Origin of the sequence: Phytohabitans flavus, assembly GCF_011764545.1 — a bacterium.
GTDB lineage: Bacteria > Actinomycetota > Actinomycetes > Mycobacteriales > Micromonosporaceae > Phytohabitans > Phytohabitans flavus.
Genome location: NZ_AP022870.1, coordinates 7483601 through 7510311 on the forward strand (window position 1 = coordinate 7483601; position 26711 = coordinate 7510311).

Sequence of the window (26711 nt, forward strand, 5' to 3'; positions counted from 1 at the left end):
GGTCCCCAGTGGACAGAGGCGCCCTAGGCGTGGCCGTCCGGCTCGACAGGGGCCAGCTTCGGGCGTTTGGCGGTGATCAGGTCGCCGGAAGAGCGGCCGGTGAGGCGGCGCTTCACCCACGGCGCCAGATAGCGGCCGGCCCAGCGCAGGTCCGCCGCGCGGGCGGCCAACCACGGGCTCGGCTCCGGGCGTGGCGGCACAAGCAACCACTCCTCGTCGCAGCCCACACCGAGCGCGTTCAGCACGTGCGCGGCGACCCGCCGGTGCCCGAGCGGGGACAGGTGCAGGCGATCGATACTCCACAAGAGAGGGTTGCGAAACTCCTCGTCCGCGTTGAGGTCGATCAGCTTGGCCCCGCGCCGCTCGGCGGTGTCGACCACCGCCTGGTTGAGTAGATCCACGCGCGGCGCGACGATCCGCTGCCCGGGGAGCTTGGCGATACCCGCGCCGGCGAACCGGAAAAGGATCACGTCCGCGCCGCTCTCCCGCAGGTCGGAGACCACTTCGTCGAAGCGCTCGATCAGCGCCACCGGATCGAAGTTGCGGCGCAGCACGTCGTTGCCGCCCGCCGCGAAACTGATCAGCTCGGGGCGCATCGCCAGCGCCACCGGCACCTGCTCGGACACCACGCCGGGGAAGAGCCGCCCCCGGATCGCCAGGTTCGCGTACCGGAAGTCCGGCCCGACCTCGACCGCCAACCGGGTCGCAACGAGATCCGCCCACCCGCGGTAGACACCACCCACGGGGTACGGATCGTCCATCCCCTCGGTGAAGCTGTCCCCGACCGCCACGAAGCTGCGCCAACTCACGATCGCCAGTCTCGCACCACGCGTACCGCGCTAAACCCGATGCCCCACGAAGGTGACGGCGCCTACGCTGCCCACATGTTGCTGCGGATGTCCACGCTCTTTCTGCGTACCCTGCGCGAGGACCCCGCCGACGCCGACGTGCCGAGCCACCGGCTGTTGCTGCGGGCCGGCATGATCCGGCGGGCCGCACCGGGCGGATTCACCTGGCTGCCGCTGGGCAAGCTGGTGCTCGACCGGGTCACCCAGGTGGTCCGCGAGGAGATGGCGGCGATCGGCGGCCAGGAGGTGTCGTTTCCGGCCCTCCTGCCGCGCGAGCCGTACGAGACGAGCGGCCGCTGGACCGAGTACGGCCCGGACATCTTCCGGCTCAAGGACCGCCGCGGGGCCGAGTATCTGCTCGCACCCACGCACGAGGAGATGTTCGCGCTGCTGGTGCGGGACACGCTCAGCTCGTACAAGGACTACCCGGTGATCCTTTACCAGGTGCAGAGCAAGTTCCGGGACGAGGCGCGGCCACGGGCCGGGTTGCTGCGCGGGCGCGAGTTCCTCATGAAGGACGCCTACTCCTTCGACCTCGACGACGCCGGTCTCGCCGCCGCGTACGGCAGGCACCGCGCCGCGTACCAAAGGATCTTCGATCGGTTGGGGCTGGACTACACGATCGTGTCCGCGATGTCCGGAGCGATGGGTGGGTCGGCGTCCGAGGAGTTCCTGGCCGCCTCGCCGGTAGGCGAGGACACGTTCGTGGGGTGCACGCACTGCGACTACGCCGCTAACACCGAGGCCGTGACCACGCCAGCCCCGCCCGCGAGCGATCCCGCCGCCCGCCCGGCGCTTGAGGTGCACGACACCCCGGACACCCCGACGATCGAGACGCTCGTGGCGCTCGCCAACGCCCGGCGGCTGGGCGGGCGCGCCGACTGGACCGCCGCGGACACCCTCAAGAACGTCGTGGTCACCGTCTCGCCGCCCGGCGCCGAACCGTACCTCCTGGTCATCGGCGTCCCCGGCGACCGCGAGGTGGACCTCAAGCGGGCCGAGGCGGCGCTGCATCCGGCGGGCGTGGCGCTGTTCGACGGGTGGCCGGACCAGCCGGATCTGGTCCGCGGCTACATCGGCCCGCAGAAGCTCGACCTGCGCTACCTGGTCGATCCCCGCGTCGTCCCCGGCACCTCGTGGCTGACCGGCGCGAACGAGCCCGGCCGCCACGCTGTCAACGTCGTCTGCGGCCGCGACTTCGCCCCCGACGGCACGATCGAGGCAGCGGAGGTGCGCGCTGGCGACCCCTGCCCGGCGTGCGGTCTGGGTGCGCTCACGATGCGCCGAGGCGTCGAGATCGGGCACATCTTCCAGCTCGGCCGCCGGTACACCGAGGTCTTCCAGGTGGACGCGCTGGGCCCGGACGGCAAGCCGGTGCGGCCGACGATGGGCTCGTATGGCATCGGCCTCTCGCGCGCGGTGGCGGTGATCGCGGAACAGCACCACGACGAGCGCGGGCTCGTGTGGCCGCGCGAGGTGGCGCCGTTCGACGTACACGTGATCGCCGCCGGAAAGGACCTCGGACCCGCGGCGGTCGAGCGCGGCGGTCGCCTCGCCGCCCGCGGGCGGCGGGTGCTGGTCGACGACCGGACACAGGTGTCCGCGGGGGTGAAATTCACCGACGCCGAGCTGATCGGCATCCCCGAGGCCGTCGTGGTCGGCCGCCGCTTCATCGAGGGGTACGTGGAGTGGCGTGACCGCGCCACGGGCGAGCGCTCTGAGGTGCCCGTCGACCGCGTGTAGCGCACTCCCATCGGGGTACCGGCACCGCATGGGTCCCCGAACTGTGGGCGACGTGATGACCAGGCAGGTTGTCTACTTACCCGCAGAGACCACTGTGGATGAGGCCGCGCAGGCGATGCGCTCGGCCGACATCGGCGACATCGTGGTGACGGACGGATCGGCACTGTCCGGAATCCTTACCGACCATGACATCGTGGTCCGGAGCGTCGCCGAAGGGCGGGACCCCAGCCAAACTACGGTCGGCTCGATAACCAGCACCGGCCTGTGGATGATTCAGCAGGACGCCAGCCCGCAGGAGGCGGTCCGGCTGATGCGCGAGCGGGCGGTACGGCGGCTGCTCGTGTGCGACGCCGACCGCCAGCTCGTAGGCGTCATCGCGCTGGGCGACCTCGCGATGCACCTGGACCCGTCGTCCGTGCTGAGCGACATCACCGAGGCCGCACCCAACGGTTGATCTTCAGGTTTCACGTGCAACGGTATCGACGGGTTTGGCTAGATCCTCGACCACCTGGGCGTTCGGGAGTGAACCGAGCGCCGGCCCGGGCAGCGCGATCTTGCTGGCCCGTATGCCGGAGCCGACGATCACGTGCTGCGCGGCGATCACGCGGGAGTCGACAAGGATAGGCCAGTCCTCAGGGAGGCCGACCGGGGTGATCCCGCCGTACTCCATGCCGGTCAGCTCCACCGCCTCCGCCATCGGCGCGAAGCTCGCCTTGCGTACATCGAGCATCTTGCGGACCACGCCGTTGACGTCGGCCCGGGTGGTGGCCAGGATGACGCAGGCCGCGTACCGGGTCACGCCCTCGCGCTTTCCAGCGACCACCACGCAGTTGGCCGAGATGTCCAGACCCACCTCGTACGCCTCACAGAACGCCGCCGTATCCGCGAGCGTCGCGTCGATCGGCGCGACAAGCACCTCGTCCACGTCGACGGGCGCGTCCGCCGGCCAGGCCTCGATCGCGGCTGCGGTGGGCACGGCGAGCAGGTCCGGCCTGCTGCGGGCCGGTTCGGTCTTCAAGGTCCCAATCACGCCTGCGAGTCTCGCACCGGCGTATAGCGCTCGGCGAGGTAGGCCCGCCAGGTCCGGGTACCGGTGGGCTGGTCGGTGGTCGTGAGCGCTCCTTCTCGCATCGCCCGAGGCGTCTTGCCCGGCAGGCGCAGCGAGAACACCGGCCGGCGCTTGCCGGTCGCGCGCAGCCAGGCGCGGACGATTTCCTCCGAGGTCTCCACCTCCGGCCCGCCGAAGTTCTCCACCTGGCGGCTCGGCCCCGCGGCCAGGAGTACCGCGATCCGGTCGGCGACGTCGCGCGGGTCCACCAGCTGGACAGCGATCCCCGGGTCGGCGACGAGCACGCCCAGCCGGCTCGCGAGCGGCAGGAAGCGTTCGTCCACAAGCTGTGGAAACTGCGTGGCCCGCAGGATCGACCACGGGATCGGGCGGGCTTGGAGGACCTTCTCCGCCGCAAGCTTGTGGCGGTAGTAGCCGAACGGAATCCGGTCGATGCCGACGATCGAGATGTACACGAGGTGCCGCACGCCGGCCCGCTCGGCGGCGCTGGCCAGGCGGCGGGTACCGGCGACGTCAACCTCGCCGGCCTTGCGGTACTGCCTCGTCGCCGAGGCGAGGTGGACCACCGCGTCCATGCCGGCGACCGCTTCCGCCAGTCCTTTTCCTGTCGCGACGTCGGCCCTGACCCAGCCGGCCCTGGGGCGGCGGCTGGTGCGGCGCACCTCGTGGCCGTCCTCTTCAAGGCGGGGGACCACAGCTCTGCCGAGCACGCCGCTCGCGCCTGTCACGAGAACCTTCATGAATGTTTGGACGGGCGGTGCCGGCGGAACGTGACGGGGATACCTTGACGAGATTGGCTAATGCTGTTAGCTTTTTAGCTATGACAACTAGTTACCTGGATTGCGGCGAGGGTCGGATCGCGTACGAGGTGCAGGGCGAAGGGCCGCTCGCCGTGTGCGTGCCCGGCATGGGCGACCTGCGCTCCACCTTCCGCTTCACGATCCCCGCGCTGCTCGGAGCGGGATACCGGGTAGCGGCGATGGACCTGCGCGGGCACGGGGAGAGCGACGACGGCTTCAGCGCATACGACGACCCGGCGCTCGCCTCCGACATCCGAGCGCTGGTCACCCACCTTGGCGGGCCGGCGCTGCTGGTCGGCAATTCGATGGGCGCCGCTGGCTCGATCATCGCGGCCGCCGAGGAGCCCGGGCTCGTCGCCGGCCTGGCGCTGATGGGCCCCTGGGTGCGCGACGCCAAGCCCAACCCGCTCATGCGGCTGGTGATGCGCCTGGCGCTGGTCAAGCCGTGGGGGCCGGCCGCCTGGCGAGCGTTCTACAAGACCCTCTACCCGGGCAGCCGCCCCGCCGACCTCGCCGCCCATCTGGACCGCATCGGCACCAGCCTGCGCCGTGGCGACCACTGGCGCTCCTTCGTGCGGACCACGGGCACCAGCCACGCCCCGGTCGAGGCCCGCCTCGGCGACGTGCGCGCGCCCGCGCTGATCGTCATGGGCGAAAAGGACCCCGACTTTCCCGACCCGGCGGCCGAGGCCCGGTTCGCTGCCGAGCGCCTGCGCGGCGAGCTCCTGGTGGTGCCAAACTCGGGCCACTATCCACAGGCCGACTCGCCAGACGTGGTCAACCCGGCGGTCGTCGCGTTCGCGGCCAAGGTCTTCGCCTGAGGCCCAGCCCCGATGGGGCTCAGCCGTCTACTCAGGCTCCGCTGCGGCTCAGGCTTTTTCGTAGGTCAGGCAGTAGTCGCCGCTGAGGCCGGGGAGCAGCTCGTCCCAGCACAGAAACGTCTCCTGCCGCAGGTCGAGATGGCGGCAGAGCACGCGCCCCATGTCCCAGGCGAGCGGCGTGATGAACCCGTCGTCCTCGAGGTTGGCCACGTTGACCACGGCGTGCCCCTGGGGCCGGAGCAGCCCCGCGACCTGCCGGAAGACGTCGCCGATCTCGGCCAGGTAGGTCACGTAGTCGCCGTCGAGCGTCTCGTACGCCTCCAGCGGGTTTTCCGGGTGGCCAGTGGCGGTCATGTACGGCGGCGAGGTCATGCACAGGTCGACCGGGCCGTCGACGAGCGACGACAGGTTACGCGCGTCGCCCTGCACGACCCGGACGTCACCGCCCTTCAGCCGCCCCCGGATCAGCTCGACACGCTCGTCGAGCAGCTCGACGCCGATCGCCCGCCGCCCCATCCGCTCGGCCACCACCAGCGTGGTGCCAAAGCCAGCGAACGGGTCGAGCACAAGGTCACCCGGCGACGTGAACTCCTCCAGTGCCGCCTCGACCAGCGCCTCCGGATAGTGCACGTCTTCCTCGGCGCCATCCAGGCGCTCCGCGATCAGGTCAGCCAACTTCAGGTACAGCCACGACTTCACTGCGCCAGTATCCGGCCACGGACCCACTCGCACCGACCCACGTCAGCTGGTCACGTGGCGAGCGTGTAGTGGCTCACCACCACCTTGCCGTCCAGGGTGCGCGAGTCGACAAGCCGCAGGTTCTTGCGGTGGTCCGGCTCCGCGAAGAGCCTTCGGCCACCGCCGAGCACGACCGGGTGCACCGCGATGTGGTACTCGTCGATGAGCCCCAGCTCGGTCAGTGCCGCGGCCAGGCCGGCGCCGCCGGTGAGCAGCATGTCGCCGGCGCTGTCAGCCTTGAGCGCGGACACCTCCTCGGCCAGGTTTGCGCTGATCACGCGGCTGGTCCACATGTCTCCCTGATACGTGCGGGAGAAAACGATCTTCGGGGTGGCACGCCAGAACGGGGCGAACCTGGCAGTGTGCGGATCGTCCGAGAGGGACTCCGCCTCCGGCCAAAAGCCCACCATCATTTCCCACACCGGCCGCCCGAACAGCAGCGTCCCGACGCCCTCGTCCAAGCTTTCCGAGTACGCGGACAGCTCCGGCCCCAACACCGGCCAGTCGAACTCCCCGTTGGGCCCGTCGACGAAGCCGTCCACCGACGTGTGCACCCAGTAGATGATCTTGCTCATGGCCGCCTCCTAGGCATCCGTTCCTCGTGTGCTGTCACAGCGAGGTCGGAGCCGGCGGACGCGTATCGACATCCCCGTGGGGAAATTTTCAGGCGGCCGCGCTCTTCGCCGCGGACCCGTCCAACGCGCCGCGTAGCCGACACGATCCGAGATCAGCGGGGGCGAATGTGACAGGCCACCGCTCCGGCAGCCCGTGCCCTATGCTCCCGCCGGATGAATTGGCTGGGAGGGTGGACGATGCGGCGGATGCGGTGGCTGGCGCTGGGCGTACTGGTGGTGGCGGGCCTCGTCGGCTGCGCCCCGCCTGCCGGCGTCGACGGTGACCTGACCGACGACTGGGCGGCGGTGCCGGAGCCCAAGCCGTTCGTCCCGGCGTCGGGCGTCTGCCACGCCGTCGGCATGCCACTCACCGAGGTGTCTCAGGGGATCTACTTCCCGATCGACTGCAACGCGCTGCACGGCGCGGAGACGATACATGTGGGGCAGTTCACCGGGGCCGACGCCGAGCGCGCCACGATGCCCGCGCGTGGCACGAAGCCCACGCTCGCCGCGTTCGCCGAGTGCGACGCCAAGGCCAAGGAGTACGTCGGCGGCGACTGGCGCCACGGCCCGCTGAAGCTCGACCTGGTCCTGCCGTCGTTGCAGGCGTGGTCGGGTGGCGGCCGGTGGTTTCGCTGCGACCTGCGGCAGCTCGAATCGATCAGCACGTACAACGGCGCGTCCCGCCGCACGCCACTCAAGGACGCGCTGAAAGACGAGCCCAAGCTGCCGTACGGCTGCTTCCGTCCGGTGATGACGAAGGATGGAGAGCGCATCGACGACCTGATCGCGGCCCCGTGCACCTCACCGCACCGCACCGAGTTCGCCGGCATCTGGACGGCGCCGGACGCCAGCTATACCGACTTCATCCAGAACACCCAAGGGATCCGGGCCGGGTGCCTCGGCGTCGTCGCCACCTTCGCCAAGCTGCCCAACGACCGCAACCTCACCTACCGGGTGGGCACGTTTTTCTACGAAGTCAGTGAGGAGGAGTGGCGTTCTGGCGACCGCGGCATCCGGTGTTTCCTATGGATGTATGACGGGGATGTGCGGCGATCGATGAAGGGCGCGGGTCCGGGCGTGCTGCCGATCCGCTGACGCCCCACGGTCGCTCTGGCCGCTGAGCTGCGAAACGCTCGGGTGGAGCCGAGGGGACTCGAACCCCTAACCCCTGCCTTGCAAAGGCAGTGCTCTGCCAGTTGAGCTACGGCCCCCGCTGGCGGCGCGGGCCGCCTACGGGTGGACTAGCGGAGGTCGGGCGCCGTGGTGGCCTCGTGCCACAGGGCGCGCTCGTCGTTGGACTCCTTGACCTTCTTCGCGATCAAGGCAGCAGCGCCGATCACACCGGCGATGATAAGGAGCTTCTTCCACATTGGGGTTATCCCCTTCAGGTTGAGTTATCTCGGCCGGATGGACGGGGGTGAACCTTGTGCGGTCATTCTTTGGACCCCCGACCGAGACACCGGCGAGGGTCCACGGCTCGGCCCCGAAACTATTGCGGCCAATGGCAAAGCCGACCAAAGGTCGGCGGACTGCCTTGACCGGCTCGTGGGGCTAGCTGGAATCGAACCAGCGACCTCAGAGTTATCAGCTCTGCGCTCTAACCGACTGAGCTATAGCCCCGCATGTGCGGCGACGAGCAAGGTTACCGTACCCGGGAAGCTTCTCCCAAGTTGGGGCGCCCGTCCCTCCGAGCGCCCCCAATGTCCTTGTTAGTCCCGTTCGGCCAGGGTCAGCTCGACGCCGCCGACGAGGTCGGCACAGACGTTGTAGATGAAGGCCCCGAGCGTAGCTAGCGCCGTGAAGAGCACGACGTTGACCGCCCCGATCAGCGCGGACGTACCGATGACGCCCTTCGCGGTGATCCGGAACGTGCTCGCGTTTTCCCCACCGCCGGCGCTCACCAGGTCGGTGAGGCTGCTGTTGACGCTCTCGAAGACGCCCATAGCGTCGAGTGCGAGGTACAGCACGGAGGTGGCCACGATCACCACGATGAACAGCACCAGCGACACCGCGAAGGAGAACTTCATCACCGACCACGGGTCGATGCGCTTCACGTTCAGCTTCGCCCGCCGTGGGCCGCGAGAGGCCGCGGACGCGACCGTACTGCGCGCCGCTCGCACCGCCTCGCCGACCCGGGCCGCGCCCACCGCTGCCGCGCCTGTCGCACCCGCGGCGCCCACCGTACGCACCGGCGCTCCGCCCGGGGCAGCCCGGCCGGTGCCCAGGCGCGGATTCACGCCCGGTGGCATGGCCGGCCCGCCCGGCAGGAGGCTCGGATTGACCTGCGTGGCGCCCGCGGGGGGCGAACTCACCGGCGCCTTGCCGGCGACCACCTGAGTGGCGGGGCCGGGAGCGACCGGAGGCTTCTGCCCGTCGGCCATCGGCTGGTCCGGTGGCGGCGGCATGCCGGGAGCCCGAGTGAACTTCGGGGACGGTGCCTCAGCGGGGACAGCCGCCCGGCCCACGACCGCGCGGCCGGTCGCCGGTGTGCCGCTTGGAGCGGCCTCCTCCTCGACCGGGTTGGTCGAGGTCCCCGCAGCCCCCGACTTCGCCTGTGTCTCCGTCATCAACTAGTCCTGTTCGTCAGGCTCGTCGGCATTGCGAGCAATGGCCACGATGGTTACACCGTCTGGCAGGTCCATCAACTTGACCCCCATTGTGTTCCGATCGCGAGTGCGGCGTACAGGCTTCACCGGAGTCCGGATAACTCCACCGTTACTTGTGATGGCAAACAGCTCGTCGTCCGGGTTGATGACGACCGCACCCACAAGTGCACCACGGCGCTCGGTGATCTTCGCAGTCAACACGCCCTTGCCACCGCGCCCCTGCACCGGGTACTCCTCGATCGGTGTTCGCTTGGCATACCCGCCGTTGGTCGCCACCAAAACATCCATGCCCTCGCGTACGACCTCCATCGCGAGAAGCACGTCGTCCTCGCTGAACCGCATGCCTATCACACCCGAGGTAGCCCGCCCCATCGGACGTAGCGCCTCATCGGTCGCGTTGAACCGGATCGCCTGTGCGTTCTTGGACACCAGCAGGAGGTCGTCCTGCGGGCCGGCGAGCGCCGCCCCGACCATCTCGTCCTCGTCCCGCAGGTTGATACCGATGATGCCGCCAGCGCGGTTGGAGTCGAACTCCTCCAGCCTCGTCTTCTTCACTAGGCCATTCTTAGTGGCGAGCACAAGGTACGGCGCCACCTGGTAGTTCTGGATCACGATGACCTGCGCGATGTGCTCGTCCGGCTGGAAGGCCAGCAGGTTGGCGACGTGCTGTCCCTTGGCCACGCGGCTCGCCTCGGGCAGCTCGTACGCCTTCGCGCGGTACACCCGGCCCTTGTTCGTGAAGAACAGCATCCAGGAGTGCGTCGATGTGATGAAGAAGTGGCTGACGATGTCGTCCTGGCGGAGTGAAGCCCCGCTCACCCCCTTGCCGCCGCGGCGCTGCGAGCGGTAAAGGTCGACCTTCGTGCGCTTGGCGTACCCGGTCCGTGTGATCGTGACCACCACGTCCTCGCGCGCGATGAGGTCTTCCATCGAGACCTCGCCGTCGAACGGCACGATCTTGGTGCGACGGTCGTCGCCCCACTTGGCGACGATCTCGGCCAGCTCCTCCGAGACGATCTTCCGCTGCCGCTCGGGCTTGGCCAGGATGTCCCTGAGGTCGGCGATCTCCACCTCGATCTTGGCCAGCTCGTCGATGATCTTCTGGCGCTCGAGGGCGGCCAGGCGGCGCAGCTGCATGTCGAGGATGGCCGTCGCCTGTACCTCGTCGATATCGAGCAGCTGGATGAGGCCGGTCCGCGCTTCCTCGACCGTCGGTGAGCGCCGGATGAGCGCGATGACCTCGTCGAGCGCATCGAGCGCCTTGACCAGACCGCGCAGGATGTGCGCCCGCTCCTCCGCCTTGCGCAGCCGGAAGGCCGTGCGCCGGCGGATGACGTCGATCTGGTGCTCGACGTAGTACCGGATGAACTGGGCCAGGTTGAGCGTGCGCGGGACGCCGTCGACCAGCGCCAGCATGTTCGCGCCGAAGGTCTCCTGTAGCTGGGTGTGCTTGTACAGGTTGTTGAGCACGACCTTCGCCACCGCGTCGCGCTTGAGCACGATCACGATACGCATGCCGGTACGGCCGGAGGACTCGTCGCGGATGTCCGCGATGCCGGCGAGCTTGCCCTCCTTGACCAGCTCGGCGATCCGCTCGGCGAGGTTGTCCGGGTTCACCTGGTACGGCAGCTCGGTGACGACGAGGCAGGCGCGGCCCTTCTTGTCCTCTTCGACCTCGACCACCGCGCGCATCCGGATCGAGCCGCGGCCGGTCCGGTACGCGTCCTGGATGGCGGCCATGCCGACGATGAGGCCGTACGTCGGGAAGTCCGGACCCTTGACGATTTGGATCAGCTCGTCGAGCGTGGTCGCCTCGTCAGCCTCTGGGTGCTCAAGGCACCACTGCACGGCGGCCGCGATCTCCCGCAGGTTGTGCGGCGGGATCTTGGTCGCCATGCCGACCGCGATGCCCTCGGACCCGTTGATCAGCAGGTTGGGAATCCGCGACGGCAGGATCGTGGGCTCCTTGGCCCGGCCGTCGTAGTTGTCCTGCATATCGACGGTGTCTTCGTCGATGTCCCGCAGCATCTCCATAGCCAGCGGGTCGAGCTTGCATTCGGTGTACCTCATCGCGGCTGCTGGGTCGTTGCCCGGCGAGCCGAAGTTGCCGTTGCCGTCGACCAGGGGGTACCGCAGGGACCACGGCTGGGCCATGCGGACGAGCGCGTCGTAGATGGCCGAGTCGCCGTGGGGGTGGAACTGGCCCATGACGTCGCCGACGACGCGGGAGCACTTCACGTAGCCGCGGTCCGGGCGGTACCCCGAGTCGTACATGGCGTAGAGGATCTTGCGGTGCACGGGCTTGAGGCCGTCGCGCACGTCCGGCAGCGCCCGGCCGACGATCACGCTCATCGCGTAGTCGAGGTAGGAGCGCTGCATCTCCACCTCGAGTCCGACCGGCTCGACCCGGAGGCGCTGGGCGCCGCCCTCGCCGCTTTCGTCGGCGTCGCTCGAGTCTTCCGGTTCGCTATCGAATGGAGTGTCCGTCACAATCAAACCCTCATCAGACTAAAAGCCGCATAAAGCCTGTGGACAACGGCTGTGGAAACTGCAAAAGCTGTGGATAAGTTTGCGGGCCGCGCTAGATGTCCAGGAAGCGCACGTCCTTCGCGTTGCGCTGGATGAACGAGCGACGGGCCTCCACGTCCTCCCCCATCAGGACGCTGAACAGCTCATCCGCGGTCGCGGCGTCGTCCAGGGTCACCTGACGGAGCGTACGGGTGGCCGGGTTCATCGTGGTGTCCCACAGCTCCGGGTAGTTCATCTCGCCGAGACCCTTGAACCGCTGGATGTCGTCCGGCTTGGCGTTGGGCTTCTTCTCCTGGCGGAGCCGGATCAGCCCGTCCCGCTCGCGGTCCGAGTACGCGTACTGCGCGTCATCGCCCTTTTTGTTCCACTTGATCTTGTAAAGCGGCGGGGCTGCCAGGTAGACGTGGCCAAGCTCGACCAGCGGCCGCATGAAGCGGAAGAGCAGCGTCAGCAGCAGCGTCTGGATGTGCTGGCCGTCGACGTCGGCGTCCGCCATGAGGATGATCTTGTGGTACCGCAGCTTTTCGATGTCGAAGTCCTCGTGCACGCCGGTGCCGAGCGCGGTGATCAGCGACTGGACCTCGTTGTTCTTCAGCACCCGGTCGATCCGGGCCTTCTCGACGTTGAGGATCTTGCCGCGGATGGGCAGGATCGCCTGCGTACGCGGGTCGCGCCCCTGCTTGGCCGAGCCGCCGGCGGAGTCGCCCTCGACGATGAACATCTCCGACTCGCGCGGGTCTGTCGTCTGGCAGTCGGCGAGCTTGCCCGGCATCGAGCCGGACTCCAGCAGCGACTTGCGGCGGGCCAGCTTGCGGGCCTGGGCGGCGGCGATGCGGGCGCGGGCCGCGGCCGACGCCTTCGTCACGATCGTCTTGGCCTCGGCCGGGTTGCGCTCGAACCAGTCGGTCAGCCACTCGTTGCAGACCCGCTGCACGAAGCTCTTCACCGGCGTGTTCCCGAGCTTGGTCTTGGTCTGCCCCTCGAACTGAGGGTTGGCCAGCTTCACCGAGATGATCGCGGCGAGACCCTCGCGGATGTCCTCGCCGGAGAGCTTCTCGTCGCCCTTGAGCAGCTTCTTGTCCGCGCCGTACTTGTTGACCACGGTGGTCAGCGCCGCGCGGAAGCCCTCCTCGTGGGTGCCGCCCTCGTGCGTGTTGATCGTGTTGGCGAAGGTGTAGACCGACTCGCCGTACGACTCGTTCCACTGCATGGCGATCTCCGCCGACATGCCCTCCTCCTCGGCGCCGAACTCGACCACCGTCTTGTGGATCGCGTTCTTTGTCTGGTTGAGGTGGCGGACGAAGTCGGCGATGCCGCCCTTGTACAGGAAGGTCACCTCGCGCGGCTTGCCGTCCTCGACCGTGCGCTCGTCGCGCAGGTGGATGGTGAGCCCGCGGTTGAGGAACGCCATCTCCTGGATTCGGCGGTAGATCGTCTCGAAGGCGAACTCCGTGGTCTCGAAGACCTGCGGGTCCGGCCAGAACGCGACCGAGGAGCCGGTGCGGGTGGTGGCCTCGCCCTTCTCCAGCGGGGTGGGCTTGGAGTCCCGGTACTGCTGGCGGTAGGTGAAGCCGTCCTTCCAGATCTCCAGCTCCATCCGCACCGACAGCGCGTTGACGACCGAGACGCCCACGCCGTGCAGACCGCCGGAGACCGCGTACGCCTTGCCGTCGAACTTGCCGCCGGCGTGCAGCACGGTCAGGGCCACCTCGACGCCGGGCTTCTTGAGCTTCGGGTGCAGGTCGACCGGGAAGCCACGGCCGTTGTCGATCACGCGCACCCCGCCGTCAACGAGGATGATCACGTCAATGGTGTCGCAGTAGCCGGCCAGCGCCTCGTCGACCGCGTTGTCGACGACCTCCCAGACCAGGTGGTGCAGACCTCGTTCGCCGGTGGACCCGATGTACATACCGGGGCGCTTGCGGACAGCCTCCAAGCCCTCGAGGACGGTAATCGACTCGGCGCCGTATTCCTGCTTCTTCTGCGCTGCCACCCTCGGCCACTTTCTCGCGCCGCCCAGCGCTGGTCGGCGCGGGGGCGCGGGGTATGGCGGGCAGTCACGGCGGCAGGGGCGCGCGCCACCGCAACGTATGCTGAGGCGGGTGCTCCCGTCACCGCGGTCGCCCGCGGATCACGTTCACTCCGAGCGCCGGATAGCCCGGCGTCTTCGTCGCCTCCAATCTTACTGTGCGGAAGCCGGAAACCGGGTACACGGCACCCCATGCGGGCACCTGAGACGTTCATAGGCGGCCGAAGGGCGCCGGTCGCGACTCCCCCCACACGACTGGCACCCCGACGCGGAAGACCGCCCAGCGGGACCGAAACTGTGGGAGTGCCCGCTCGGGGGTCGCGCAAAGGGCACACCGTGTCGTAATTTTGCCCGGCGCCGTTTGAACGACCAGGCGCCTATCGCACCAGGCAGGGCGCACGGTCACGCTGCGCTACAGAGAGGGTGACCCCACGATGGGGCTGGACAACGTCGCCGTGAAATGGCCGCGTACCGGCCGTTTTTACGACCCGGTGGCACCGGCCGAGTTCGTCGACTTCGCCGAGCTCGCGGACGACCCACAGGTCTCGGCGCCGACCGCCGCGCTGGCCGGCCACGTCGCGAAGACCGGCACGGTCCGCGCTACCGCATATACGGAGCTGGTCGATCTGCTACTCGGCCTCGACGGTGTGCTGTACGCCACAGAGGCCGCGGCCGAGGACGAAGACCCCGTGATCGACCCGGACGGTTGCGCGTGGATCGCCGGCGGCCTGGAGCGCTTCGTGGAGAGCCACCGGGAGCACGGCGAGGCGGTCACGTTCGACACGGTGGGCGCGGTGCTGCGCGCGGCCCTCGCCGGCGGCCGCCTGGCCGACCAGCAGCTGCGCTGGCTCGACAACCGCCTCGACGGGCTGCGCGACGAGTCGGGTGGCGCGCCGCAGTGGAGCTTCTCCCGCTCGGAGCTAGGCGTGCTGTCCCGGTTCTACCGGCGGTGCGCCGATCGCGGTTTCGCCGTCTACGCCGACTTCTGACCCGTCCGTCCGGTTTAGCCGTAGGTGTCGCGCGGGCCGCGACCGCGTACCCGCCTGGCCCCGCGCGACCACGACGGCGCGGCCGGCCCGTGGATGTGAAGCTTTCGCACCACGTTGTGGCCGACCTCAGCCGCGATCCGCTGTAGTAGCGACGCCGCCAGCAGGCGCAGCTGGGTGGCCCAGGCCGTGGACTCGGCCTCCACGGTCAGCTCGCCGTCGTCCAGCTTGATCGGCCGGCTGTGCTTGGCGATGTCCGGGCCGACGACCCGCTCCCAGGCCCCGAAAACGGTCGCCTCGGCCGCCGGCCGCTGCCAGCCCCGCGCCTTGACGAGCTTGGCGAGCACGTCACCGAACGCCTGTGGGTCGCGGGGGTCAGGCCCTGAGCCTGTGTAGCCCCGCGCGCGCCGGCCACCAGCCCCGGACCGTGCATCCTCCGGATCGGATAGCGCACGCCGGCGCTGCGGTGCCGCCATCCGACGCGCCTTCGCGGCATCGAGGACGGCGCGGGCCAGCTCTGGTCCGGTCTTCTCGCTTTCGGGCTCACTCGACACGGCGCACCTGTCCCTCCGCCACCTGGTATCGCGCCCCGCGGAGAACCGCCGGCACGTCCTCGGCGACAGCGCACGTTACCAGCAGCTGGCTGGCCCCGCCGACCAGCTCGGCGAGCCGGGCCCGGCGGCCGGTGTCCAGCTCGGCGAATACGTCGTCGAGCACCAGCACGGGCTCGATCCCCTCGGTGCGCAGCAGGTCGTACGCGGCGAGCCGGAGCGCCAGCGCGTACGACCAGCACTCACCGTGGCTCGCGTACCCCTTGGCGGGCAGGTCGCCCAGCGTGAGCGTGAGGTCGTCGCGGTGCGGGCCGACCAGCGTCACTCCCCGCTCCACCTCCGACGGCCTGGACTCTACGAGCCCGGCGGCGAGCGCGGCCTCCAGCGCCTCTCGGTCCGGCGGGTCGACCGGGACCGTGGCCTTGTACGTGATCGACGCTCCGCCCTTGCCGGCCGCGACCGCGTCATACGCCTTGGTCACGTGCGGGGTGAGCGCGGCGACCAGCTCCAGCCGGCCGGCCAGCAGCTCGGCGCCGTGGCGGGCCAGGTGTGCGTCCCACACGTCGAGTGTGGACAGGTCGCCGCCCCGGCTCCCACCTGTCTTGCGGGCCAGGTACGCCGTGCGCAGCAACGCGTTGCGCTGCTTGATCACCCGGTCGTAGTCAGCCCGCACGCCCGCGTACCGCGGCTGCCGGGCGACCAGCAGGTCGTCGAGGTAGCGACGGCGCTCGGCCGGGTCGCCGCGGACCAGCTCCAGGTCTTCCGGGGCGAAGAGCACGAGCCGCAGCGCACCGAGCACGTCGCGGGCGCGGCGCACCGGCGAGCGGCCGAGGCGAGCCCGGTTGGCCTTGCCGGGCACGAGCTCCAGCTCGACCAGCAGCTCCCGTCCGTCGTGGACGATGATGCATCGGATCACCGCCGCGGCCGCCCCTGCGCGAACCAGTGGCGCGTCGGTGGCGACCCGGTGACTGCCCAGCGTGGCGACGTACCCGAGGGCCTCGATCAGGTTGGTCTTGCCGACGCCGTTCTGCCCGACGAGCACCGATCCACCCGGCTCGAGGTCGACCTCCACCCGCTCGTACGAGCGGAAGTCGACCAGCTCGAGCCGTTGGACGTACATCGGTCGACTACGGACGCTTGCGGACGGCGTGCCCGCCGAACTGCTGGCGGAGCGCGGCGACCGCCTTCATGGCCGGCGAGTCTTCCTGCCGCGACGCGAAACGGGCGAACAGGGACGCGGCGATCACGTTCATCGGGACGGCGAGGCGGATCGCCTCCTCCACAGTCCAGCGCCCCTCGCCGGTGTCCTCGGTGTAGCCGCTCAGGTTGGCCAGGTCCGGATCCTCGTCGAGCGCCCGGTCGAGCAGGTCGAGCAGCCACGACTCGACGACCGAACCGTCCCGCCACGACTTGATGACGCCGGGCACGTCGGTAATGATCTCGGACTTCGCAAGCAGCTCGTACCCCTCGGCGTACGCGTGCATCAGCCCGTACTCGATGCCGTTGTGGACCATCTTGGCGTAGTGGCCGGCACCGACCGGACCGGCGTGCACGAAGCCGAACTGGCCCTGCGGCTTGAGTGCCTCGAAGACCGGCTCGAGCCGGGCCACATGCTCGGCGTCGCCGCCCACCATCAGCGCGTATCCGTTTTCCAGACCCCAGACACCGCCGGAGACACCGACGTCCAGGTAGCCGATGCCGCGCTGCCACAGCCGCTCTGCGCGGGGCGGGTCGTCGCTGAAGCGGGAGTTGCCTCCGTCGACGATGAGGTCACCCTCGTTGAGGAGGGCGGCCAGCTCGTCGATCGCGGCGTCGGTCACGGACGAGGGCACCATCACCCACACCGCGCGTGGCGGCGCCAGCCGCTCGACCAGCTCGGCCAGGCTGGCGACATCGCTCACGTCCGGATTGCGGTCGTACCCGATGACCTCGTGACCGGCCGTGCGCAGCCGGCCACGCATGTTGCCACCCATCCGGCCAAGGCCCACCAGCCCTAGCTGCATGACTTCGTCCCCCTTGTAGTCCTGCTGTCCCGCCGGGTAGCCCGATCAGCGAGTTACCCGGATTGGCATGATCAGATACCGGTAGCCAGGGACGATCTCACCATCCTCGCCGGACGGCGAAATCACCGCCGGCTTGAACGCGTCGACGAAGGACAGCATCGCGGTCGGCGAACCGAGCGCGGCGAGGCCGTCCAGGAGGTACTGCGGGTTAAAGCCGATGGTCAGCGGCTCGCCGGTGAAGGCGGCCTCCATCGCCTCGCTCGCCCGCGCCTCCTCGGTGCCGCCGGCCTCGACCACGAGCCCTTCGTCGCTGAAGCTCAGCAGGACCGGCGTCGTGCGGTCGGCGACCAGGGCGACGCGGCGGACCACCTCGTTGAGCGCGGCGACCGACACGCGGGCCTCGGCATTGTGCGAGGCCGGGAAGAGCGAGCGCACCGGCGGGTAGTTGGCGCCGTCGAGCAGGCGGCTGGTGGTGCGCCGGGCACCACCGACAAAGCCGATCATGCCTTCGCCGGCGCCGCCGTGGGCGAGCGCCATCGTCACGTCACCGCCGAGCGGGCCGAGCGTCTTGGCGGTATCGGCGAGCGTGCGGGCGGGCACCAGCGCATTCATGCTCACCTCGGGATTTTCCGGCCGCCACTGCATCTCGCGCATCGCCAGCCGGTAGCGGTCGGTCGCGAGCATGGCCAGCGAGCTGCCGTTGAGCTCGATGCGGACGCCGGTCATCATCGGCAGCGTCTCGTCACGGCCGGCGGCGATCGCCACCTGCGCCACCGCGGAGGCGAACTCGGCCGCGTCGATCGTGCCCGCGCTGTCGGGCATTTCGGGCAGCGTCGGATAGTCCTCGACCGGCATGGTGGGCAGCGTGAACCGGGCGCTGCCGCAGACAAGCTCGAGATGGGCACCGACGGCGGCGATGTCGACCGGCTTGGCGGGCAGCGCCTTGGTGATCTCGGCGAGCAGGCGGCCCGAGACGAGCGCCGCGCCATCGGCGTCACCCTGCACATCGACGCTCACTTGGCTGGAGACCTCGTAGTCGAAGCCGGACACGTTGAGCTGACCGTCGGTCACCCGCATCATCACGCCGGCGAGCACCGGCACCGAGGGCCGGTTGGGCAGGCTCTTCGCCGTCCAGGCCACGGCGTCGGCGAGCGCGTCGCGCTCAACTCGGAACTTCATGCCTGTGCCTCCGCGTCGACTCGGTGGTGTGGCGGCCTGGCCCGTGAACGCAGGCTCGGGACCGCCCTACCGACCATAGGGCTCCCCGACCGGTGGCGTACGCCCGCCCCGGTGGTTTGCCCGATCAGATAGCTAGGTCGGACCGGCGAGGGCCGGTCCACAGAACGCACAACGCTGATGATTGGTTTTTGTTGTCTTAGAAGGATCAAGTTCATCGTCTTCATAGGGCCTGTGTGAACTGTGGAGAAGTGGCGTCTCCGCTGGCCAAGCGGTTATCCACCGGTGGTTTTCCTGTGGAGAAGCAGGGTATGAAGCGGGCTTTCCCTCCACAGCTTCGCGATCGAGCAACAGTTGTCCACCGCTGTCCACCGGTCGTCCACCGGCTATCCCCCGGGTTTCTCCCCAGGTCTGTGGAGGGCTTGGCATGCCCCGCCACGACTTGTCCCCAGAACCTTCAACACCTGGTACACACCTGGGCCATCGGTCGTGGACAGTCTTGTTACCCGCCGTACACGTCCACAGCGATTTCCCCAGGAGTTGTCCACAGGTTGTGGGTAACCCTTCGCATGAACACAAGGGGTTGTCCACGGACAGTGGACAGAGCGTGTGGACGCGTGTGGATGGCTGTGGAAACCGGACTTTCGGCCAGTACCTGTGGGCGCGGCTGTGCGTCCTCCGCCCCTGGGCACGGCGGATCGCCGGCCCTTGGCCGGTGGCTCGCGCCTGGGGATGGTGGCTCGGTCGACCGCCGAGCCGGCGGTCAGGAGTTCTGCTTGATCCGGTTTGTCAGCTCGGCGATCTGGTTGTACAGCGAGCGGCGCTCGGCCATCTGCTGACGGATCTTCCGGTCGGCGTGCATCACCGTGGTGTGGTCGCGGCCGCCGAAGGCCTGCCCGATACGGGGCAGCGACAGGTCGGTGAGCTCGCGGCACAGGTACATGGCGACCTGGCGGGCGTTGACGAGCACCCGCGACCGCGAGTGGCCACGAAGATCCTCCAGGCTCACGCCGAAGTAGTCAGCCGTCGACACCATGATCTGGTCGGCGGTGATCTCGGGGCCCGAGCCGTCCGGGATGAAGTCGCGCAGCACCTCTTCGGCCAGTGACAGCTCCACAGCCGATCGGGTCAGCGAGGCGAACGCGGTCACCCGGATGAGCGCGCCCTCGAGCTCGCGGATCGAGTTGGCGATCCGGGAGGCGATGAACTCCAGCACGTCCGGCGGCGCGAACAGCCGCTCCTGCGCCGCCTTCTTCTGGAGGATCGCGATGCGGGTCTCCAGGTCGGGTGGCTGGATGTCGGCGAGCAGCCCCCACTCGAACCGCGTGCGCAGCCGGTCTTCCAGCGTCGCGAGCTGCTTCGGCGAGCGGTCGGACGTGATGACGATCTGCTTGTTGGAGTTGTGGAGCGTGTTGAACGTATGGAAGAACTCCTCCTGCGTCCGCTCCCGGTTCTCCAGGAACTGGATGTCGTCGATCAGGAGGATGTCGACGTCGCGGTAGCGCCGCTGGAACGCGCTCGTCTTGTCGTCGCGCAGCGAGTTGATGAAGTCGTTGGTGAACTCTTCGGTCGAGACGTACCGGACCGAGCGGGCGTTGCCGAGCGTGGTGGCGTAGTGGCCGATCGCGTGCAGCAGGTGCGTCTTGCCCAGCCCCGAGCTGCCGTAGATGAACAGCGGGTTGTACGCCTTCGCCGGCGACTCGGCGACCGCGACCGACGCGGCGTGCGCAAAGCGGTTGGACGAGCCGATGACGAACGTCTCGAACATGTACTTCGGGTTGAGCCGGTTGCCGCCGGACTCGGTACCCCCACCGGGTCTGCGGTCGTCGCGGCCCGGACCGCCCGGTCGGTGGTCGAGCCCCGCGGCGCCTCGGTCGCCCATCGTGGCCGCGCGGCCGGGACCACTGTCCGGGCCGGTGTCATGGCGCAGCTCTCGGGTGGTCGTCTCGTCCCGGCGAATAAGGTCGCGGTGGCGCAGGTCGTCACGGTAGTCCGGGACGGGCTCGGCGTGTACGGGCAGCCGGTCGGTGTCGCCGAGCCGCTCGGTCGCGTGCCGCGTCGTCGTGAAGAGCACGGCCTGCCCCTGCTCGGGATCGCGAGCCATGGGCACGGACGCGGATCCCGTCGCCGGGCCGGGCGCCGGTGAGATGGGGTGCTGCGCCGAGCCGGTCGGTCCCTCCTCCACGAAGGCGCCCCCGAACCCGTCGGCGCCGCCGTCGAGGTCGGCCGGGCTGCCGTAGACGGTGCCGGACGGGCGGCCCTGGCCGTCTTCCGGCGGCCGGATCGTCACGGCCACCTGGATCGGCCGGCCGAGCCGGCGGGAGAGCGCGTCGGTGATCGCGGGGCGCAGGCGCGACTCGATGACGTCACGCGTGAACGCGTCCGGCACCGACAGCAGCGCGATGTCCTCCACGATGGCGCCCAGCCGGGTCAGGCGGAGGTACGCGCGCTGCTGTGCCGAGACGATCTCGTCCGCCAGCTCTTCGGTCGCCGCCATCCAGACGACGGCCAAATCGTTCTCGGCCACCCCTCGCGCCACCCCCCTCGCCCTCCGCGTCCCCCGGGCCGCCCACCGTCCGCCGGTGGTTGTCCACAAGTTATCCACAGCCTGTGTACCAACAACCTGTGTACCGACCGATTGTGGCTCCCCGCCCGACACCCCAGCGGAACTCGCTCGGCCTGCGACGACGCTGGCGCGGGTACACCGTGCCGAACGACTGACTGCCTCGTCCGGTTTTGCACCGATTTGTAGCGGCAGTGACCCCCTGACGCGGACCGGCAATCGGGCACGCTAACAGCGTTGTCCACAAGGCTTCAACCGCTGTCCACGCCGGTTCGTTGTCGGTGGCCGCGAAACCGCGCATTGAGGCCACTGCCCAGCGTGATGCCGCGAATACGCGCTGTTTCGGAAACCGTTTTCGATGCCCGCGCCACCCGTCCGTTTGACGGTCATTGCGAGCCTGCGTAAGCTTGAGCGGCTGCTCCGTGGCCTGACGGAGCATGTCATGTTGAGTAAAAAATGCACCCGGTAGTGAAGACGGAGATTAGACGTGAGCAAGCGCACCTACCAGCCGAACAACCGCCGGCGTGCCAAGACCCACGGTTTCCGGCTGCGCATGCGCACCCGTGCCGGCCGTGCCATCCTCTCCTCCCGCCGCTCGAAGGGGCGCACCCGCCTGTCGGCCTGAGCCCGACGGGCTGGTCGAAGGTGAGGCAGTCGTGCTGGCCGCGGCGCAGCGACTGCGGCGCAGCAGCGACTTCGCCGCAGCGGTACGCGGCGGCCGTCGGGCCGGCCGCGGATCCGTGGTCGTCCACCTGACCGTCCCTCAGCAGCCTGAGCTTTCCGAGCCGGCGCCCACCGAGGACTCCTTGGTGCGCGCCGGCTTCGTCGTATCCAAGGCCGTCGGCGGGGCAGTGACGCGGAACACGGTCCGGCGGCGCCTGCGCCACCTCGTCCGTGACCGCCTTGCCGACCTGCCACCGGGGAGCGTCCTCGTCGTGCGGGCCCAGCCGGGTGCGGCCAACGCGCCGTACGAGCGGCTGGGAGCCGACCTGGACGCCGCGCTCGCCGCCGCCCGCTCCCCCTCGCGCGGGCCGGGCCGCGGCCGCGGCGGTGGCGGAGAGAAGGGAGCCGCCCGTGGGTGACGAGCAGCACGTCCAGCAGGGCACCGGAGCACGGCTCGGGATAGCGGCCCGTGTGCTGACCGCCCTGGTCATCGCGTACCGTCGTTGGATAAGCGCGGCATTGCCGGCGCGTTGCCGGTTCTATCCGTCATGTAGTGCGTACGCCCTCGAGGCCGTCACGAAGCACGGCGCCCTCCGGGGACCGGCCTCGCGACGTGGCGGTTGCTTCGCTGCCACCCGTTCCACCCCGGCGGGTACGACCCAGTGCCCCAACCTAAGAGCCACCGTCGTGCCGATGTGACTGGAGCCCCGAATTGAGTCTCGACTGGATCTACTGGGCGATCTCGTGGATCCTGCTGCGCTGGCATTCGCTGTGGGAAACGATCGGCGTCCCAGCTGGCACCGTACTGGGCACCAACTGGACGTGGATCCTCGCGATCATCTTCCTCGTGGTCACCGTCCGGGTGATCCTATTCCCGATCTTCGTCAGGCAGATCAGGTCGCAGCGCGCGATGCAGGCGCTGCAGCCTCAGGTCAAGGCCCTCCAGGAGAAGCACAAGGGTGACCGGGAGGGGCTCCAGAAAGAGATGATGGAGCTCTACCGGAAGGAGAAGGCCAATCCGCTCATGGGCTGTCTGCCCATGTTCCTGCAGATTCCGGTCTTCCTCGGCCTCTTCCACGTGCTCCGCCGCCTCGACCCGGTCCAGACCCTCAACACCACCCTCTACGGGTGGAGCCAGGCACAGTGGGACAGCGCGGTACACGCGAAGCTCTTCACGGTGCCGATCGCCGCGCAGTTCGGTAACTCGGCCGCCGAGCTCGACACGATGGGCGCCAACGGCACCACCGTGAAGCTCGTCGCGGGTCTCCTGGTCGCGATCATGATCGCCACGACCTACCTCACCAGCCGCCAGATGATCCTCAAGACCGGCTGGGCCGAGGACCCGCAGCAGCGCATGATCCAGCGGCTGATGCTCTACGGCATCCCGGCCTCGCTGCTCGTCTCCGGCGCCATCTTCCCGATCGGCGTGATCATCTACTGGGTCACCAACAACCTCTTCACCCTCGGCCAGCAGCAGTGGGTGCTCCGCAAGTACCCGCCGCCCGTGATCAACAACAAGGCCGGCAAGGCGGTGCCCGGTCCGGGTGCCCGCAAGGCGGCCGCGCCCGCGCAGCAGGACAAGCCGAGCCGGTTCAACCGTTCCAAGAGCAACGGCAGCAACGGCGCGGTTCAGGACACCAAGCCGGCGGTCGACGGCAAGGCCCTCGCGCCACGGCCCGGCGCCAAGCCGGTCAATCCGAAGAAGCGCAAGCCCGCCAAGCGCCAGGGTTGACGCGACCGGTGCCCGCCGGCTCGGCCGGCGGGCACCGTGGCGCTCCCCAGGCAGCCGCAGACGGCGGCCTCAAAACAGACGTGCCCGTGGACGCAGGCAAGCTCACGCCCGCCGCGGGAAACCAGCGGACCGGAGACGGTCCGCCGAGCGAGTACGGAGATGAGACCGGTGACGGACACCAGCGTTCCCCAGACCGACCAGTCCCTCGATGACGAGTTGGACGCCCAGCCGGATGCGGTGGAGGACGAGGAGGAGGACGACGACGTCAAGGAGGCGGAGGCCCCCAGCGACACGGATCTCTTCCGGCAGAGCGAGATCGCCGCGGACTACGTGGAGGGCTTGCTGGACATCCTCGACTACGACGGCGACATCGACGAGTTGGTCTCCGCTGGCCGTCCGGTCGTCGAAGTGGTCGGTGGGCGCCTCCAGCCGCTGGTCGGCCAGCGCGGCGCCACGCTCGAGGCGCTCCAGGAGCTGACCCGTCTGGCCGTCTTCCGGCAGACCGGTACGCCGAGCCGCTTGCTGCTCGACGTCGGTGGCTACCGGGCCGGTCGGCGCAAGGAGCTCGCCGCCGTGGCCAAGAACGCGGTGGAGAAGGTGAAGGAGTACGGGGAGCCCGTGCGTCTGGAGGCGATGTCCGCGTTCGAGCGCAAGTGCGTGCACGACGTGGTCAACGCGCTCGCCGGCGTGGAGAGCGAGTCGGAGGGCGTTGAGCCCAATCGGCGGATCGTCGTGCGCCCGGTCGCCGACTAGCCACGTGCCCAGCGAGGTCTCTTCCGGCCCGGGTGGTTTGCCACCCGGGCCGTTGCCTGTGCCGGCCCAGGCCATTTTTGGTGACCGGCTCGACCGCGCCGTCGCGTACGCGGATCTGCTCGCGACGGAGGGCGTCGTCCGTGGCCTCATCGGTCCCCGCGAGGCACCCCGCATCTGGGATCGCCACCTGCTCAACTGCGCGGTGGTCGCCGAGCTGATCCCGAAGGGGGCTTCTGTCGTAGACGTGGGGTCCGGTGCCGGTTTGCCCGGTATCGTGCTTGCTGTGGCCCGGCCCGACCTCATGGTCACCCTGGTCGAGCCACTGGCACGACGGACCGCCTTCCTGGCGGAGGTGGTGGCGGAGCTCGACCTCGACCGGACCGTGGAGGTGGTTCGGGCGCGGGCCGAGGAGGTCGCTGGGAGGAGTCCCGCCGACATCGTCACCGCTCGGGCGGTCGCGCCACTCGACCGGCTCGCGATCTGGTGTCTACCCCTCGCCGCCATCGGTGGGCGGCTGCTCGCGCTCAAGGGCGCCTCGGCCGCCGACGAAGTGGCGGAACACCGTGACGCGGTCGGTCGGCTGGGCGGTGCCACGCCGGTCGTACGGCAATGCGGGGTCGACCTCATCGACCCGCCGACGACCGTCGTGGAGATCGTCCGTGAGCGCGCCGTCGAGCCAGCACGGTCGAAGGCATCGCGGGGGCGAGTCGCCGTTCTACATCGGACGGTGGCACCGCGCGTGGGGGTAGAGCGCGGAGGGGTTAGATGGTCGGGCGGCCACGGACTGTCGGTGTCGGATGGCCGCCGGACGCGGTGCCAAATTTTGGCGGCGCGCTGAGGCGTGTATGCGGCTTTCTCCTGTATGTCGTCCCGCCGCGGGGTTCTAGTCGGGCTCATGTGTCGGACAGCAATGGCCTCTCGCGCCTATCAGCCGTAGGCTGGCCGCGCGTCGATAGTGTGGAACCGGCGGCGGCTCCTGTTCGGCAGCATCCCCCGCTGCCCGTCGGGCCGCACGCATCGCCGGGGCATCCGGGCGCAAGTGCTGTAAAGGCCGACCCATCCGAAGTCGACAGGGATGACACGGTGCAGGACAACGGTAGGTACGACGAATCGGGTTTGAGTCACCCCGGCGGCTACCGCGGGGGCGGTGCCGCTGTTTCACGTGGAACCGACTACGAAGGCTGGGCCGTCGGCCGAGGCGTTCCTGGGGATGGAAGTGCGCTGATGAGTGGGCCGGGTGAGGTCGATCCGCAGGCGGTGCCGCAGCCCCGGGCGGGCAGCGGCTACGACCGCCCCGTTCGCCACGACGGCGAGCCGGGTCCGGCCACTGGGAGGTCGGCCGTGCCGGAGCGCTCCGCCCAGCCGCCGACGGGCTATCCGACCGGCGTGCCGGACGACCCGCGTCGCCGTCCGGCCCCGAGTCCGCAGCCGTCCTCGGCGCCTCCCGCGCGCGCCACGGCATCGGTCAAGCCGGCTTCCGGTGCGTCGCCGTCGCCCTCTCCAGGGTCACACGCCGACACGCCCGCGCCGCCGACCAGCACTTATGGGGATGAAGGAGGGGTTGACGCGTACGTTTCACGTGAAACCCCGTCGCGTGAAGAGGATGATCCACCGTTGGCTATGGAGGCAATGCGCGCTGTCCAGATCCTGAATCCGAGTGGCGAGGTGACCATGCCCCGCCCTGCCCGGCCAAGGATCATGTGCGTGGCAAACCAGAAGGGCGGCGTCGGCAAGACCACGACCACCGTGAACCTGGCAGTGGCACTCGCCCTCCACGGCAACCGGGTGCTCGTGGTCGACCTCGACCCACAGGGCAACGCCTCGACGGGGCTCAACGTGCCGCACCACGCCGGCATCCCTGACGTCTACGACTGCTTGATCGAAAACGTGCCGCTGGCCGAGGTCGCCCAGTCGGTCGAGGGCATCCCGAACCTCTGGTGCGTACCCGCGACGATCGACCTCGCCGGCGCCGAGATCGAGCTCGTCTCGGTCGTCGCCCGCGAGTCCCGGCTGGCCCGCGCGATCGCCGCGCACCCGGAGACGTTCGACTACGTCTTCATCGACTGCCCGCCCTCGCTGGGCCTGCTGACGGTGAACGCGTTGGTGGCCGCCCAGGAGGTGCTGATCCCGATCCAGTGCGAGTACTACGCGCTGGAGGGCCTCAACCAGCTGATTAACAACATCAACCTCGTCAAGCAGCACCTGAACCCGACACTCGACGTCTCCACGATCTTGCTGACGATGTACGACCGCCGCACCCGCCTGGCCGACGCCGTCGAGCAGGACGTGCGGAACCACTTTGGCGACAAGGTGCTTCAGGCGGTCATCCCCCGCAACGTCCGGGTCTCTGAGGCGCCCAGCTACGGCCAGTCGGTTATGACCTACGATCCCGGTTCGCGTGGTGCCACGAGCTACTTCGAGGCGGCGCAGGAAATCGCGGAGCGTGGGGTCAAACTGGGAGGAGCGGCGTGAGGCAGCCGTTCG

The 26711-nt window shown here is 69.2% G+C and carries 25 protein-coding genes, 2 tRNA genes and 1 pseudogene; 12 read left to right on the forward strand and 16 right to left on the reverse strand.

Going from position 1 to position 26711, the window contains the following annotated elements:
• Window positions 1–23 precede the first annotated feature (23 nt).
• On the reverse strand, window positions 24–809 hold the full coding sequence (locus tag Pflav_RS32995) for an SGNH/GDSL hydrolase family protein (RefSeq protein WP_173040680.1): 786 nt from the start codon (window positions 807–809) through the stop codon (window positions 24–26).
• A 75-nt stretch (window positions 810–884) separates the two neighbouring features.
• Here Pflav_RS32995 and Pflav_RS33000 point away from each other — a divergent pair, with 75 nt between their 5' ends.
• Both Pflav_RS33000 and Pflav_RS33005 read left to right on the forward strand, forming a co-directional pair.
• A complete protein-coding gene (locus Pflav_RS33000) occupies window positions 885–2591 on the forward strand; it encodes a proline--tRNA ligase (protein ID WP_173040681.1) in 1707 nt (568 codons plus the stop codon).
• 55 nt (window positions 2592–2646) lie between these two features.
• On the forward strand, window positions 2647–3045 hold the full coding sequence (locus Pflav_RS33005) for a CBS domain-containing protein (RefSeq protein ID WP_232072191.1): 399 nt from the start codon (window positions 2647–2649) through the stop codon (window positions 3043–3045).
• Window positions 3046–3048: 3 nt separating this feature from the next.
• On the opposite strand, the gene Pflav_RS33010 is transcribed toward Pflav_RS33005, so the two are convergent.
• Window positions 3049–3618 (reverse strand): YbaK/EbsC family protein, encoded by a 570-nt coding sequence (locus Pflav_RS33010; protein WP_173042775.1) that lies wholly within the window; start codon window positions 3616–3618, stop codon window positions 3049–3051.
• Window positions 3618–4388 (reverse strand): SDR family oxidoreductase, encoded by a 771-nt coding sequence (locus Pflav_RS33015; protein ID WP_232072192.1) that lies wholly within the window; start codon window positions 4386–4388, stop codon window positions 3618–3620. The genes Pflav_RS33010 and Pflav_RS33015 overlap by 1 nt, the downstream gene beginning before the upstream one ends.
• Window positions 4389–4480: 92 nt before the next feature.
• On the opposite strand from Pflav_RS33015, the gene Pflav_RS33020 reads away from it, so the two are divergent.
• The gene (locus Pflav_RS33020) at window positions 4481–5281 is read left to right on the forward strand and encodes an alpha/beta fold hydrolase (RefSeq protein WP_173040684.1); all 801 of its coding nucleotides are present in this window, start codon (window positions 4481–4483) and stop codon (window positions 5279–5281) included.
• A 48-nt stretch (window positions 5282–5329) separates the two neighbouring features.
• Here the strand turns inward: Pflav_RS33020 and Pflav_RS33025 are convergent, their stop codons facing one another.
• Complete coding sequence (locus tag Pflav_RS33025) at window positions 5330–5980, reverse strand: TRM11 family SAM-dependent methyltransferase (RefSeq protein ID WP_173040685.1); 651 nt, start codon at window positions 5978–5980, stop codon at window positions 5330–5332.
• 50 nt (window positions 5981–6030) lie between these two features.
• On the reverse strand, window positions 6031–6594 hold the full coding sequence (locus Pflav_RS33030; RefSeq protein ID WP_173040686.1) for a dihydrofolate reductase family protein: 564 nt from the start codon (window positions 6592–6594) through the stop codon (window positions 6031–6033).
• 213 nt (window positions 6595–6807) lie between these two features.
• Between Pflav_RS33030 and Pflav_RS33035 the strand changes: the two genes are divergently transcribed.
• On the forward strand, window positions 6808–7731 hold the full coding sequence (locus tag Pflav_RS33035) for a septum formation family protein (RefSeq protein WP_173040687.1): 924 nt from the start codon (window positions 6808–6810) through the stop codon (window positions 7729–7731).
• Between the two features lie 43 nt (window positions 7732–7774).
• Here Pflav_RS33035 and Pflav_RS33040 read toward each other — a convergent pair.
• The 6 genes from Pflav_RS33040 to gyrB all read right to left on the reverse strand — a co-directional run bounded on the left by Pflav_RS33040 (window position 7775) and on the right by gyrB (window position 13764).
• Window positions 7775–7847 (reverse strand) — tRNA-Ala (locus tag Pflav_RS33040).
• A gap of 30 nt (window positions 7848–7877) precedes the next feature.
• A complete protein-coding gene (locus Pflav_RS46530) occupies window positions 7878–8006 on the reverse strand; it encodes a DLW-39 family protein (protein ID WP_232072193.1) in 129 nt (42 codons plus the stop codon).
• A gap of 176 nt (window positions 8007–8182) precedes the next feature.
• Window positions 8183–8256 (reverse strand) — tRNA-Ile (locus Pflav_RS33045).
• Between the two features lie 89 nt (window positions 8257–8345).
• Entirely contained in the window at window positions 8346–9203 is an 858-nt protein-coding gene (locus tag Pflav_RS33050; protein ID WP_173040688.1) for a DUF3566 domain-containing protein, read from the reverse strand.
• Between the two features lie 3 nt (window positions 9204–9206).
• The gene (gene gyrA, locus Pflav_RS33055) at window positions 9207–11732 is read right to left on the reverse strand and encodes a DNA gyrase subunit A (RefSeq protein WP_173040689.1); all 2526 of its coding nucleotides are present in this window, start codon (window positions 11730–11732) and stop codon (window positions 9207–9209) included.
• A 91-nt stretch (window positions 11733–11823) separates the two neighbouring features.
• On the reverse strand, window positions 11824–13764 hold the full coding sequence (gene gyrB, locus Pflav_RS33060; RefSeq protein ID WP_173040690.1) for a DNA topoisomerase (ATP-hydrolyzing) subunit B: 1941 nt from the start codon (window positions 13762–13764) through the stop codon (window positions 11824–11826).
• Between the two features lie 470 nt (window positions 13765–14234).
• Here gyrB and Pflav_RS33065 point away from each other — a divergent pair, with 470 nt between their 5' ends.
• Complete coding sequence (locus Pflav_RS33065) at window positions 14235–14789, forward strand: hypothetical protein (protein ID WP_173040691.1); 555 nt, start codon at window positions 14235–14237, stop codon at window positions 14787–14789.
• A gap of 14 nt (window positions 14790–14803) precedes the next feature.
• On the opposite strand, the gene Pflav_RS33070 is transcribed toward Pflav_RS33065, so the two are convergent.
• The 5 genes from Pflav_RS33070 to dnaA all read right to left on the reverse strand — a co-directional run bounded on the left by Pflav_RS33070 (window position 14804) and on the right by dnaA (window position 21013).
• Window positions 14804–15340: a DciA family protein gene (locus Pflav_RS33070; protein ID WP_232072194.1), complete on the reverse strand. Its 537-nt coding sequence runs from the start codon at window positions 15338–15340 to the stop codon at window positions 14804–14806.
• Complete coding sequence (gene recF / locus Pflav_RS33075) at window positions 15330–16457, reverse strand: DNA replication/repair protein RecF (RefSeq protein WP_173040692.1); 1128 nt, start codon at window positions 16455–16457, stop codon at window positions 15330–15332. Before recF ends, Pflav_RS33070 begins: the two co-directional genes overlap by 11 nt.
• Window positions 16458–16464: 7 nt before the next feature.
• Window positions 16465–17340, reverse strand: a complete 876-nt coding sequence (gene gnd, locus Pflav_RS33080) for a phosphogluconate dehydrogenase (NAD(+)-dependent, decarboxylating) (protein ID WP_173040693.1) — start codon at window positions 17338–17340, stop codon at window positions 16465–16467.
• A gap of 45 nt (window positions 17341–17385) precedes the next feature.
• Window positions 17386–18519 (reverse strand): DNA polymerase III subunit beta, encoded by a 1134-nt coding sequence (gene dnaN / locus Pflav_RS33085; protein ID WP_173040694.1) that lies wholly within the window; start codon window positions 18517–18519, stop codon window positions 17386–17388.
• A gap of 760 nt (window positions 18520–19279) precedes the next feature.
• Window positions 19280–21013 (reverse strand): chromosomal replication initiator protein DnaA, encoded by a 1734-nt coding sequence (dnaA, locus tag Pflav_RS33090; RefSeq protein WP_173042777.1) that lies wholly within the window; start codon window positions 21011–21013, stop codon window positions 19280–19282.
• Window positions 21014–21566: 553 nt separating this feature from the next.
• Here dnaA and rpmH point away from each other — a divergent pair.
• The 7 genes and pseudogenes from rpmH to Pflav_RS47660 all read left to right on the forward strand — a co-directional run bounded on the left by rpmH (window position 21567) and on the right by Pflav_RS47660 (window position 26699).
• Window positions 21567–21704: a 50S ribosomal protein L34 gene (rpmH, locus tag Pflav_RS33095; protein ID WP_173040695.1), complete on the forward strand. Its 138-nt coding sequence runs from the start codon at window positions 21567–21569 to the stop codon at window positions 21702–21704.
• A gap of 31 nt (window positions 21705–21735) precedes the next feature.
• The gene (rnpA, locus tag Pflav_RS33100) at window positions 21736–22161 is read left to right on the forward strand and encodes a ribonuclease P protein component (protein ID WP_173040696.1); all 426 of its coding nucleotides are present in this window, start codon (window positions 21736–21738) and stop codon (window positions 22159–22161) included.
• Between the two features lie 40 nt (window positions 22162–22201).
• Window positions 22202–22458: pseudogene (yidD, locus tag Pflav_RS33105) on the forward strand (membrane protein insertion efficiency factor YidD).
• Window positions 22455–23474 (forward strand): membrane protein insertase YidC, encoded by a 1020-nt coding sequence (yidC, locus tag Pflav_RS33110; RefSeq protein WP_173040697.1) that lies wholly within the window; start codon window positions 22455–22457, stop codon window positions 23472–23474. Before yidD ends, yidC begins: the two are co-directional and overlap by 4 nt.
• Window positions 23475–23633: 159 nt before the next feature.
• Window positions 23634–24227: a Jag family protein gene (locus Pflav_RS33115; RefSeq protein ID WP_173040698.1), complete on the forward strand. Its 594-nt coding sequence runs from the start codon at window positions 23634–23636 to the stop codon at window positions 24225–24227.
• A gap of 4 nt (window positions 24228–24231) precedes the next feature.
• Window positions 24232–25065 carry a 16S rRNA (guanine(527)-N(7))-methyltransferase RsmG gene (rsmG, locus tag Pflav_RS33120; RefSeq protein WP_173040699.1) on the forward strand — a complete coding sequence of 278 codons (834 nt, stop codon included), beginning with the start codon at window positions 24232–24234 and terminating at the stop codon, window positions 25063–25065.
• 386 nt (window positions 25066–25451) lie between these two features.
• Window positions 25452–26699, forward strand: a complete 1248-nt coding sequence (locus tag Pflav_RS47660; protein WP_415624406.1) for a ParA family protein — start codon at window positions 25452–25454, stop codon at window positions 26697–26699.
• Window positions 26700–26711: the final 12 nt, after the last annotated feature.